The 12655-nt window shown below is 35.9% G+C and carries 12 protein-coding genes and 1 pseudogene; 7 read left to right on the top strand and 6 right to left on the bottom strand.

All coding sequences use genetic code 11. The annotated features are described in order from the left end of the window. From BWI92_RS14100 to BWI92_RS14070, 6 genes and pseudogenes are all read right to left on the bottom strand, one after another. Positions 1-305 (bottom strand): annotated as a pseudogene (locus BWI92_RS14100) (transposase); the annotation flags it as partial. A 263-nt stretch (positions 306-568) separates the two neighbouring features. Beyond that, positions 569-1150, bottom strand: a complete 582-nt coding sequence (locus BWI92_RS14090; protein WP_141234785.1) for a hypothetical protein — start codon at positions 1148-1150, stop codon at positions 569-571. Positions 1151-1393: 243 nt separating this feature from the next. Beyond that, positions 1394-2098 carry an XAC2610-related protein gene (locus BWI92_RS14085; RefSeq protein WP_141234784.1) on the bottom strand — a complete coding sequence of 235 codons (705 nt, stop codon included), beginning with the start codon at positions 2096-2098 and terminating at the stop codon, positions 1394-1396. Positions 2099-2246: 148 nt separating this feature from the next. Then, the gene (locus tag BWI92_RS14080) at positions 2247-2636 is read right to left on the bottom strand and encodes a hypothetical protein (protein WP_095163899.1); all 390 of its coding nucleotides are present in this window, start codon (positions 2634-2636) and stop codon (positions 2247-2249) included. Positions 2637-3134: 498 nt separating this feature from the next. Next, complete coding sequence (locus BWI92_RS14075) at positions 3135-4124, bottom strand: two-component regulator propeller domain-containing protein (protein ID WP_095163898.1); 990 nt, start codon at positions 4122-4124, stop codon at positions 3135-3137. Between the two features lie 126 nt (positions 4125-4250). Beyond that, positions 4251-4907 carry a hypothetical protein gene (locus BWI92_RS14070; RefSeq protein ID WP_095163897.1) on the bottom strand — a complete coding sequence of 219 codons (657 nt, stop codon included), beginning with the start codon at positions 4905-4907 and terminating at the stop codon, positions 4251-4253. Between the two features lie 217 nt (positions 4908-5124). On the opposite strand from BWI92_RS14070, the gene BWI92_RS14065 reads away from it, so the two are divergent. From BWI92_RS14065 to BWI92_RS14035, 7 genes are all read left to right on the top strand, one after another. Beyond that, positions 5125-6699 (top strand): IS1182 family transposase, encoded by a 1575-nt coding sequence (locus BWI92_RS14065; protein WP_217903417.1) that lies wholly within the window; start codon positions 5125-5127, stop codon positions 6697-6699. Between the two features lie 366 nt (positions 6700-7065). After that, positions 7066-9537 (top strand): glycosyl hydrolase family 95 catalytic domain-containing protein, encoded by a 2472-nt coding sequence (locus BWI92_RS14060; RefSeq protein ID WP_095163896.1) that lies wholly within the window; start codon positions 7066-7068, stop codon positions 9535-9537. 155 nt (positions 9538-9692) lie between these two features. Then, positions 9693-10142 carry a YHS domain-containing (seleno)protein gene (locus tag BWI92_RS14055; RefSeq protein WP_095163895.1) on the top strand — a complete coding sequence of 150 codons (450 nt, stop codon included), beginning with the start codon at positions 9693-9695 and terminating at the stop codon, positions 10140-10142. A gap of 5 nt (positions 10143-10147) precedes the next feature. Further along, positions 10148-10531 carry a DoxX family membrane protein gene (locus BWI92_RS14050; RefSeq protein ID WP_095163894.1) on the top strand — a complete coding sequence of 128 codons (384 nt, stop codon included), beginning with the start codon at positions 10148-10150 and terminating at the stop codon, positions 10529-10531. A 50-nt stretch (positions 10532-10581) separates the two neighbouring features. Continuing rightward, a complete protein-coding gene (locus tag BWI92_RS14045; protein ID WP_095163893.1) occupies positions 10582-11262 on the top strand; it encodes a Crp/Fnr family transcriptional regulator in 681 nt (226 codons plus the stop codon). A 186-nt stretch (positions 11263-11448) separates the two neighbouring features. After that, entirely contained in the window at positions 11449-11904 is a 456-nt protein-coding gene (locus BWI92_RS14040) for a DM13 domain-containing protein (RefSeq protein WP_095163892.1), read from the top strand. Positions 11905-11912: 8 nt separating this feature from the next. Continuing rightward, the gene (locus BWI92_RS14035) at positions 11913-12629 is read left to right on the top strand and encodes a hypothetical protein (RefSeq protein WP_095163891.1); all 717 of its coding nucleotides are present in this window, start codon (positions 11913-11915) and stop codon (positions 12627-12629) included. The last annotated feature ends 26 nt before the right edge of the window (positions 12630-12655 follow it).

The following is a 12655-nucleotide window of genomic DNA, read 5'->3' as shown; positions in this document are numbered from 1 at the left end:
TTTCAACTCTCGCACAAGTGCTCGCTTGACACAAGGCTTTAGAGCTTTTTTTCTATGACATATTTTGCCATATCCAACTCCAAGGCTAGTTCTGCATACATGCGCTTGAGTTTGGCGTTCTCTTCTTCAAGTTGTTTGACCTTCTTGAGTTCGCTCGCTTCCATGCCGCCATAACGCTGACGCCATTTATAAAATGTTACCTTACTGACCCCATATTCCCGAACAATGGTGTCTAAGGACTTGCCAGATTCAAATTCCTTAAGAATCTTGGCAATTTCGGTCGGACTAAATTTGCTCCTTTTCATAATACTTACCTAAAGTTAAAAAATATCACACTTTTTAAACTTTTAATCCGTACTATTTTTGGGGAAGCTTACATATCCACCTAGGATATAAAGTAGTAGCAAGGGAAAATATTTTGAAAAGGCTAATTGAAAAACAAGCCCATGAGCTATTGCTAGCATAACAACAAGAAAAAAAAGCCAAGCAACGATTGGACTATAGTAAATATCTGTATCTACCAAATTACGAGCAAACAGCATTTTGTCAACCCGTTTGTCTTTGAGTCCTATTTTATCTCTTGTATCCAATTCTGTTCAAGTATTTCTTTTCTGATGGTGTCGTCGTCTAGGAAAGTAATATGCTTAATTTGGTAGGTCAAACCATTGCTATTTTTCTTTTTGTTAAATTGTCCTTTTTCATCAATAGAAAAGAGTTCATAAATGTATTCAACTTTAGAATCATTTGCAGACTCTCTGTATGTTTTGGAAACATAGCTTAGTTCATTATCAAAATGATAAAGAGCCATTTTCCTGTCTATCCTGAACTGACCAAAGAAGTTTTTCGTTTTGCTTTTAAGATCATAAATTAAAAAATAGTCCACACTACAACCTGAACCCACGCAAGGATTATATGACATTCTTATTCCTATAAGTTCTCTACGATTATATGCGAAAAGTTTGATTTCATCCCAATTATTAGCAAAATCTACAGAGTCTTTGTGCTCCCAAACTGTATTTAAAGTAAGCTTATCTTTTAGTATAAAAAGGTCGTCGTCAATTTTAATTTTTGTCTCTTCAGTGGTGTCAAGCCATTCTATTTTATGCTTCCCAAGGTTAATTAGAGTTTGTTTACTTTCTGTATTATTCACAATTATTAAGGGCTTAATTTCATAGTCGCAAAAGTAGGTATCGAGTTGATCATTTATTGATGTGTTAGACGTTTCGTTGGAGATTAGTTGAATACTTTTTTCTGTCTTGTTGTGACAAGAAGTAGTGAGAAAGACAGTCATTAAAATTAAAAACCTAATCATGAATTTTCTGTTGAATGTCGCATTCTAATGGTAGTATTACTCCCTTTCTCTCCACTTAATAGATGCCGATGCTTTGCACCGCTATTCTTTTTGCTCTCCAATTATTTTGTGACGTATCGCTCTCCATTTATATGAATTTCTGTCAAGATGATAAGTATGTTCTCCAACAGAATAAGCATTTGCAACAACCAAAGTAGTAAGCCTTTTTTTAGTTTTGTCAATTTTGTCTGGAAAATAAGTGACAGAATCTGTTAGATATTGGTCCTTGATAAATTTTTTATCTTTTGTCTGCGTGTAATAACTATAAAATGGTCCTCCAGTACCACCGCTGTCATTTATGACTGCAATGTCGTCTTTTCCATCAAAATTTATATCCACTACCACTAAATCCCCAAAATAGTTGTCAACTATTTTTCTGTCTGTATTAAAATTAGTTGTAAATGAAGTCATACTGTCACAACTCATAAACATACCTGATACATAAAACGTAGAAACAATAGAAAAACTATCAATGGTTGATTTTTTAACTTTGTCTTTTATGAAAATCTTTAATAGGCAAGAATCCAGTTTTTCTTTTGTGTCAGTGTATCTTTTGAAATCTATCAAAATGTCAAATTGATAGGACAATCTGGTTTGTTCACAGTTATTTGTCTCAGTCAGAATAAACTTAGTGTTTTGCTCTATTCCTGAATTCAATGTGTCATCAATAACTCTTTTATTATTTTGTTCTTGTTGAGTTGAACAACCCCCAAATAGCATTATTAATATTAATATTGTTTGTTTCATTACAGTGGAGCATAGTATTCGGAGCTTTATGCAGGTTGGAAGTCTTCACAATTTTGATAATAGGTTTTTAACATTTCGGTTATCCGTTACGGTTTAAAGCTTGCATTTCATTTTGTATGTATATTGAATTGGTAGACTTCAATTAAGGTTATATCTGTCTTTTATTTTTCAATATAATACCGATTAGAACAGCGAAAATAAATGTCAATAAAGCAAATGATCTCTCAAAACTTGTCTTTGCAATAGTATTTCCGATTGTATTGAGAACGAAGAGACCCCAAAAAGTCCAAAGCATAATATTTATTACACGGTGTTGAAAGAAATCCTTTATGTATCCACCTTTTATAAGCAGTACAAATCCCAAAAACAGATTGACTAAAATTGAAATGGTTTCAAAAATATACATTTCTTGGTCAGACTTTAATCGTCCTCCCCATGTTATTTCATACGGTATTATTTTAATCAAAATACATAAATGAAATAGAACTACTGCTAAAAGTAGTCCCAACAAACTTTTTATGGCTATTCTATTTGTCATCTTTGAGAATTTCTAATTTTTGCAAGGTATTTTGGCTTGACCGCGAACAGCGGGTTTCCTAGCACAAATAACCAATTTATTACTCAGGTTTAATGGAGGCACAAAGCTCTAAGTCTGCATCTGGACACGCCTGATGTAGGACATGTGTGTCTGTTGCACAACTCAAATATAGGAATAATCATAGAATCCATCTAGTGTAGAATCATTAATTTTACCTTGTGAAAATGTGGTATTCTAAGGATACGCAAGGACGCAAAAACCTCCAGCCGCAACGGCGACCGCCCAAAATGTTTAATCAAGTCAGCTTGAATAGCTTAAAGTTTGAACATATTCACTGTTAACAAAAGAAAGTGGTTTGGATGTATGTTCTGTTAGAGTATTTTAGGTAAAATTAGTTATGTAATAGCTACTGATGTTGGTAGCTGTTCTGCATTATGGTTTAAACTTTTCAAATGTCTTTCCAGTAAATTTATATGCACCATTTTCATGTGTGCCAAGTCACAGGTCGCCATTGTTGTCTTTGTAAATACTGAATAATTTAATATTTGTTGATTGTTCTTGAACAGGGTAATGTGTGATTTTTGAGCCATCATATTTCCAAACTCCATCACGATACGTTACAAACCACAAATTGTTCTCGTTGTCTTTTACCGCTGAAAGATATTCATTTAGACCTTTTGTATTTTTCCCATCTAAACTACCTATGCTTTCGTGTCTTATATAAAATGTATTGCTTTTCAAAGTGGTGCTGTCGTAAACACTGTAACGGTTTTCGGTATTGAACCAAAAGTCTCCATTTTTGTCTTCAGTCATGGAACGAACTCCATTTGCTCCTTCGTTGCGAAATTCTGTCACATCTTCCTCTGTAATCCAGTCGAATGATTTCCCATCGTAACGACACACTCCAACTGGATTGGTGCCAAACCAAATGTTACCTTTTCTGTCTTTATAAATACTATAGACTTCAAATGGATTGTGAAGTTTGGGTGGCTTGGGAAGCGTCAGTTCGTACAAGGTATTTCCATCAAAACGATAAACTTTTTGTTTGTCTTGATAAGCATTTTTTAGCCACAAATCATTCGCTTCAAGTTTCCATTCATTACTCGGAGTGGCTTTAATATTGGTAAATGATTCTCCGTCAAACCTTGTTATTGTAGCATTTGGATTCATACCTGAGAAATATAGGTTGCCCGATTCATCTTCTTTGATATCATCAACTCTATCAGTATACAAACCGTGTTTTGTTGTGTAATTTATCAAGGTTTTACCATCATATTTGTACACGCCCGTTTTCCAACTACCAAACCAATAATTATTTTTCTTGTCTTGGTAAATTACCATTATACTACTTCCAAGTTCTTTTACATTATCCCCCTTTATATTGATTCCTTTAGAAGGAATAGATTGGTTCTGCGAACTAATAGTCTGCCCATTACACGAAGTCAATATGGATAGAATACTAAAAAATAAAAGTGTAGATAATTTCATTTCTATCTGTTTTTGATTTTAGGATGTCTGTTATAGAATAGCCAATAATGTCTTGAGATTTGGTGCAGTGCAGGATTTTAGTACTTCAATATCGTAGAAGCCCTCTGTGCTTATGCCCAATAGCGGTTACCTGCTAGCTTTTTTGAGTTTGTTATTAATGACTTGTTTAATGAATCCTGTTCCAATAATTGTTGCACCTTCTCTTAACTCAAATTGCATTTTTTCTGTCAGTCGATTTGCGAAATGGTCAACTGAAAGGATTTTTATTTCAGCATCAACCGTGTCACCTGGAAAAACAAGTTCTCTGTCAATAAAGGTTTGTTGCCCTGAGGTTTGCATCTCGTCAAAGTCAAATTTCACTTGTGGGCTATATCCATTTTTTGCTGCTGTTTTTCTTCCGCCTTGTTCGGTTGTTTTGTATGTCAATGTTGCAATAAAATCTGCCTTTGAATTATCAAGCTCAAATTTGTTGTTGTGAAAATATTCCCAAGCATAGCTTTCGATTTCTCCGCCTGTTAATTCATTACCGTTTTCATCTTCAATTTTATAGGTTTCTTGTCGTTCTCCAATTTTTGCGCCACCATCAAGTCCTAACAAAGTTGTATAGAAAGCGTCTCTTAGAGTTCCGTTTAATATTTGTCTAAGTCTTTCGGTTTTTTCTTCGTCGAGCTGTAATTCACCAATTAGCTTAGAAACGTCAGTCTCATTGTCAGCACTTAAATATAAGTCGACAAGATTTTTACGCTCTAAATAAAAATTCTTTACAAATACTTCTGGTGTCATATACTCTGCTGTGTTGTTTGTTGAGCTTGTCACTAGCTTGATATAGAGGTATTTATGTTTGTTTTGATATTAAATGCCCACGTTACCTAGCACTGAGTGAAACGACTGTATGCCTGTTGCACAACTCAAATATATAGAAATAGTCATAGACTTCCATCTTGTTGAGAACCTTTAATTTTACCTTGGAAAATTGCCCCAAAATGTGTATTTTAAAGATATGCAAGGACGCAAAAATCTCCAGCCAAAAATGTATTACCAAGTCAGTCTGGATAGCTTGGTAAGTGCCGATAACTTCTATCGAAAACTCGAAAAAGCACTTGATTTACACTTTCTGTATGCCCGAACAGCACCTTATTATGGAACTGAAGGTCAGGAGTCCATTGACCCTGTCGTGTTTTTCAAGATATTGTTAGTGGGGTATTTGAATAATATTCCTTCCGATAGACGTCTGATGGAATACTGTTCAAATTGTTTGGACATTCGGCTGTTTCTCCAATATGATTTGGACGAAGCTCTTCCTTGGCATAGTACTATTAGCCACACACGCCAGTTGTATGGTGAAGGAGTATTTTTGGAGTTATTTCAAGCGGTTTTGAAGCTGTGTGTCGACAAAGGCATGGTCCGAGGCAAACGTCAGGCAATTGATAGCGTTTTTATTAAAGCCAATGCCAGTATGGACAGTCTGGTTGAAAAAGAGATATTGGAAGATGCCAGCGCTTTTGTTGATGAACTAGAGCAACAAAGTGAGTTTAAGGTGACAAGCACACGCAAAAAGCTAGTTGAACGTCATCACAACTGGAAACGAACTGCATACAAAGACATGCCTGCCAATAGTAACAGCGAAAAGTTGGATGAGAATGGGAATCTGATTCGTCCCAAATATGTGTCAAACCATACCCATTATTCACCTACCGATACAGATGCACGCATTAGCGTAAAACCAGGAAAAGCTCGTCAGTTAAACTATTTTGGACAAATAGCAGTCGACGATGCTCATCATGTTATTACTGGTGCATGTGCTGATTTTGCAGACCAACGAGATAGTCAATGTCTAGCCCAAATTCTAGAACTAGCACAAGGGAATTTATCAGAACATGATATTGAATTGGGAGAGATATTAGCTGATGGAGGTTATAGCAGTGGCGAAGCTTTAGCATATTTGGATGCTAAAGGCATCAACGCATGGATACCCAACTTTGGGCAGTACAAACCTCAACGAACAGGCTTTACCTACCATAAAGAGGCAAACTATTACCAATGTACGCAAGAGGGTGGCAAACAAGCAATACTAACCTACAAAGGTGAAAAGACAGACAGCAAAGGCTATACCAAACGTACTTATCGAAGTAGTGAATCAGATTGCAAGGATTGTCCACTTAGAGAACAATGTTGTGGTAAAGCTACAAAATTCAAAAAGGTGGATAATAGTATTCACAAAGAGCATTACGACCGAATGCATGAAAAGCTTACCCAAAACAAGTCTTATGCCAAGCGAATGGTACGAATACGAAGTAAAACCGTCGAACCCGTGATAGGAACACTCGTAAATTTTATGAACATGAAACGAGTGAACACACGAGGTATCAAATCCAGCAACAAACACGTATTAATGGCAAGTTTAGTTTACAACTTGCAGAAATATCTACGCTTCATTGTGAAAAAACCAAGTATATTAGCCCAAGCTATTGCCCTTTCAGAAGGAGAAATTTATGCCTCTCTCAAAAGCGTATCTGTAGTCATTAATAACTCAATTTTAAGTGCTTCAAGTTTGAGGTTGCTTTACAAAAACTAAAAAACAAACCTCTCTTAAATCGCTTTAAAAGAGGTCTGGATGTATATTCTGTAAGGAAATTTTTAGGAAAAATGAGTTGTGCAACAGCTACCTAGGGTATAATTAAGGCATAATGAAGAATTGTGAGTCACGAAGGCAAACATTTGGTACTCTAAAAAATCAGGAACTTGTATAGTACATTTATCCTGATGAAGATTAAAGGGAGAGAATAGAAGTTATGCCTTCTATTCTCTCCCTTTTTCATGAGTACAATTAGGTAAAATATTACTTATAGTACTGATAGAAAATATATTTCATTACGTTTCCTTTAAACACTTCCAAAATCGTAGCATAGCGCTGCTATTAATACTTCTAAACAATCCCATTATGAATTTAAAAACATTTGCTGTAAAAGCTCTTTTTTTAAGTACATTTAGCACTTTAGTATTTTCACAAAATCCTCAAAAAGATTATAGGCTTTGGTACAAACAACCTGCCACTTCATGGAATGAGGCACTGCCAATTGGTAATGGTAAACTCGCTGCGATGGTTTTTGGCAATCCAGCCACAGAGCACCTTCAACTCAACGAGGAAACCGTTTGGTCTGGACAGCCTCATAACAATGTTGTAGAAAGTCATGGAGAAACAATTCCTACATTACGAAAACTCCTTTTTGAAAAAAAATACGCCGAAGCTCAAGCCTTATCCAAACAGAAGATAGTTGCGCCCCAAAATGGTATGAGCTATCAGCCTTCTGGTGATGTATACTTTCATTTTAAAGGTCATGATAATCCTCAAAATTACTCTCGTGATCTCAATATTAGCAAGGCAACTTCAACGGTGAGTTATGAGATAGAGGGCGTTCGCTATAAAAGAACAGCCATTGCCTCTCTCAGCGAAAATGTGATTGCTGTACACTGTGAAGCAAGCAAGGCGAAGTCTTTAAATTTTTCGGTATCTCTCAATTCTGCCCATCAAATCAAACAGGTTCTTGTCAAAAACGGTCTATTGGTTTTAATAGGTACACCAGCAGAGCAAGAAAATTTAGCTTCAAAAGTTAATTATGAAGTAGATGTGAAAGTCGTCACTAAAGATGGAAACATTACCTTTTCAGACTCTACAATTGATGTAAAATCAGCCTCAGAAGCAACTATTTATATTGCCATTGGAACAAATTTCAAGAATTACAAAGACCTTTCAGCCAACCCTCACGATGTAGCTATGGCATCGTTGAATAAAGGTTTGAAGAAAAAATTTGGCCTACTATTACAGGAACATGTCAAAAATTATCAAAAGTATTTCAACCGAGTAAGTCTCGATTTAGGCAAAAGTAATCTCGATCATTTACCAACCAATGAGCGCTTGCAACAATTTAATACACAATTTGATCCTGAATTTATTGCGCTCTATTTTCAATTTGGACGATATTTAACGATTGCAGGTTCACAACCCAATGGCCAGCCCACTACCCTGCAAGGTAAATGGAATGATCGTGTAAAACCAGCATGGGATAGCAAGTACACCATTAATATCAATACCGAAATGAACTATTGGCCTAGCGAACCAACCAATTTATCCGAATTGGGCGAGCCACTGTTCAAGATGTTGAAAGAATTGGCTGTGACAGGTCAAGAAAGTGCTCAAAAAATCTACCACGCTCGTGGTTGGATGGCGCATCACAATACTGATATTTGGCGTATTACAGGCCCAGTCGATGGAGGCTTTTATGGTATGTGGCCGATGGGTGGCGCTTGGCTAAGTCGTCATTTGTGGGAACATTATTTGTACACAGGAGATAAAAAGTTTTTACAAGAAATCTACCCTATCCTTAAAGGTGCATCAACTTTTTATGTGGATGCGATGCAAAAAGAACCTGAGCATGGTTGGATGGTTGTGAGTCCTTCCATGAGCCCAGAAAACACGTACAAAGATCCTATCGGAGGAAGTGCAGGCCTGAGCTATGGCACAACCATGGACAATCAGATTGTTTTTGAACTATTGACACATACCATACAAGCTTCTAAAGTATTGGGGCAAGATAAAATGTTTGCAGATACTCTCCAAAATATACGTAAGCTAATTCCGCCTATGCAAATAGGTCAGTATGGGCAACTACAAGAATGGATTAAAGACTGGGATAAACCAGACGATAAACATCGTCATATCTCACATTTGTATGGTTTGTATCCAGCCAATCAAATTTCTCCCTATCGTAATCCAGAGTTATTTTCGGCTGCTAATCAGACACTTCTTTCTCGTGGTGATATTTCGACAGGTTGGAGTATGGGTTGGAAAGTGAATTTTTGGGCAAGAATGAAAGACGGAAATCACGCCTATACTTTGATTAAGAATCAGTTAACACTTGTTTCTCCAAAAGTACAAAGTGGTCAAGGTGGTGGAACTTATCCAAATTTATTTGACGCCCATCCTCCCTTCCAAATTGATGGAAATTTTGGTTGTACTGCTGGCGTAGCCGAAATGCTTTTACAAAGTCACGATGGAAGCATCGAGTTGTTACCAGCGCTACCAAGTGATTGGAAAGAAGGTAGTATCAAAGGCCTGAAAGCAAGAGGTGGATTTACAGTTGATATTACTTGGAAAAACCAAAAAGTAACAAAATTAGTTATTCATTCTCAATTGGGTGGAAATTGCCGTTTGAGACTAGACTCAGAAACAAAACCAAACAATACCGCTCTTAAACAAGCACAAGGTGAAAATCAAAATACATTTTATCAAGTAGAAAAAGTGGCAACACCATTAGTAAACCCTAGTGCTAAGGTAAATCCACCTGTGTTAAAGGATACACAATTATGGGATTTAAGTACACAAGCAGGTAAAACTTATGTGTTGAGTTTTTAGGAGATAAAATTATAATGTATGGAAGGAGATGATTTTGGAATCATCTCCTTTTTTATTTCAATTATTTTCAAATTCCTTCTTCCATTGTCACCCAGCCGACAAATGACTTCTGGGCTTTTCTTCAACTTTGTATCGTAAACAACCAGAGAAAAGAAATGAAAAATATCATATGCATTATCTTACTACTATTTTCAGTGGTAGTTCATGCGCAGAATATCAGACAAAAACATTTTTTATTGGAAAAAAATACGGCAATCAGTGGCTATGATCCTGTTAGCTATTTCTCCAATAAACCTTTAAAAGGTAAAGCAAATTTGACCTACAATTACGAAGGTATCAATTACCGTTTTGCTAATCCGAATAATTTAGAAACCTTTAAAAGAACACCAGAAAAATATGAGCCTGCTTACGGAGGCTGGTGTGCTTATGCCATGGGCGCCAAAGGCGAAAAAGTTGAAGTAGACCCCGAAAACTACCGAATTTATGAGGGTAAATTATATCTGTTTTACAAAAACTTTTTCTCCAATACTTTAGACGATTGGAAAAAGGAAGAAGTAAAACTGAAAAAGCAAGCTGATAGCAATTGGACCAAAACTTTTAAATAAATCCTATGAAAACTTTCAACCTACTGGTACGAATAATTCCAGCCATTATTATGCTTCAGACTTTATTTTTTAAGTTCTCAGGAGCGGCAGAAAGTGTGTATATTTTTAATAGTATAGGTCTTGAACCTTGGGGGAGAATTGGTACTGGTGTTTTAGAATTAATAGCCTCTATCCTCTTATTTATTGACCGTAGGGCTATCTGGGGCGCTTTTTTAGGAGTAGGATTAATGTTTGGCGCTGTTGTTACTCATCTTTTTATGATTGGTGTGGAAGTCATGGGCGATGGCGGACAATTATTCTTTATGGCACTTGCTACATTGATTTGCTGTGCATGGATTCTCTATCAACGAAGAGGAGAGTTTAGCGTCATTCTATACACAATTATCTAAAAGGTTAAGCATTTTTGTATATTTGGGAATCATCAATCCCCAAAATACCTATGAATTTAGACACAAAATATTGGTATTTAAGAGACCACAGACTTTTTAGCGTGCTTTCTTCTTCTGAGTTAAAATCAATTTGTATGATATCCAACTTCAAAACAGCGAAGAAGGGTGAAATTATTTTATTTTCTCATGATGAGTCTGTTAGGGTGTATTTTTTGAAAAAAGGCACCCTAAAAATTGTGGAAGTAGATGATACTGGTAATGAAATCGTGAAAGATATCATTCAAAAAGGAGATATTTTTGGAGAATTTACCCTTACAGAATCTGATTCGGACGAATACGCAGTAGCGGTATCTGACAACGTAATCTGTTGTAGCTTCAAAATGGAGGATTTTGAAAAATTACTTGAACAAAATCCACAACTGGGCTTATCGTATACCAAATGGATTGGATTTAGATTTAAGCGATTACAAAACAGATATACCAATTTGATGTTTAAGGATGTACGAACTCGATTTATGAGTTTTATGAACGAATGGGCATCCAAAGAAGGAACACAACAAAATGAGGATGTTATCCTACATAATTACTTAACGCATCAGGATATTGCCAGTTTGATTTGTAGCACACGCCAAACAGTTACGCAATTGTTCAATGAGTTTAAAGACAAAGGCGTTTTGGATTATTCTAGAACTGAGATAGTACTCAAAAAGAGGAATGTATCAGACAATTAAAGATTAATATGTAATTGTGAGTGATGAACACATTTTTAACCGTCAGCAGATTATCATCAAAATTGATTAAATCTTACTTTGAGTAACAGTTTTTTTAAAAAATGAGCAAAATTTCAAAAATGCTAACCACTGATAATCTATTCTATATTTAAGCTTTTAACCATTTCAAACATCGCTATTCAATTTATGATTAAACACATAATCCTCTGGCTATGCGTTGGAGGTGGGGTGACAGCCTGTACCCAAGAAATTACACCCGCTGTTAATGTTCCTGTTTCAGTACCCAAAACACTCGATAGCATGAGCACGAAAAACTATACTTCGGGCAAGAAATTAATTGCTATGGGTAGTTTTCAAAATGCGGTTCATCAAACCTCTGGAATTGCTAAAATTTATGCTGATTCAGCGCAGAAGAGTTACACATTAGTACTCGAAAATTTTAAAACTGACGCTGGTCCAGATCTAAGAGTTTATTTAGCAGAAGATCGAGCGGTGACTAACTTTATTCAAATCTCCGATAAAGTTCAAAACGGAAATATCATCTATGACATTTCTGGTGATATAGATTTTAAGAAAAGAAACCATGTTTTAATCTGGTGCAAAAGCTTTTCAGTGCTATTTGGCGCTGCTGAACTCAAATAAGATAACTTATGAAAAAAATAATTTTGCTGTTGTTGATGCTATGCTCAATAACAACCTTTGGGCAATATACCAAAATTCAAGAGGATGTCGATTTGTCAATTGCCTTTGGACAATCATTTGCACCTTCTCTTTCCTATCAAAAACTCTATGGATTGGGAAAGAATAAGCGATTTAAAATGGGTTGGGGCTTACGAGCCAATGGGCTTTTTGGTGGAGAAAAAACCTATCGAACCGCACCTGCAAGATTAACCTCAGGACAATATAGCATTTTTGCCTTGTTCTCCGACGATATCGTTAGTAATATAGATACACTACAATTATCAAAATCAGAATTAGGTTCGTTGAATGTCAAAATCGCCTTACAATATAGCTTTAAAAAGTTCGATGTGGGATTCAATATCGATGCCATTGGTGTAAGTTTTGGCGGAAAACAAACGGGTAAATTCCTTTCGTCAGCGTCGTCATCCTTGAACAATAGCGTACAATCAGCAAGTCCGAGTGTATTCAATTTGCTTTTGATTAGCGACAGCGACTTAGGAAGTTTGAACTCTGAGCTATATGCTTCATATCATTTGGATTCAAAATGGAGTTTGAGAGCAGGATTGAGTTTCCAGTTTTTAGAATATAAAACAGACCGTTTATTAACCTTTGAAAATGATCGCTTTAGACACAAAATCTTGCAACCATTTTTGGCAATCTCTTACCATTTACCTTCCAAAAAGTAGGTATCTCTTAGGAGGAATATTCATAG

This window comes from Flectobacillus sp. BAB-3569, assembly GCF_002270355.1.
GTDB lineage: Bacteria > Bacteroidota > Bacteroidia > Cytophagales > Spirosomataceae > Flectobacillus > Flectobacillus roseus.
This window is presented reverse-complemented; position numbering and strand designations above follow the sequence as displayed.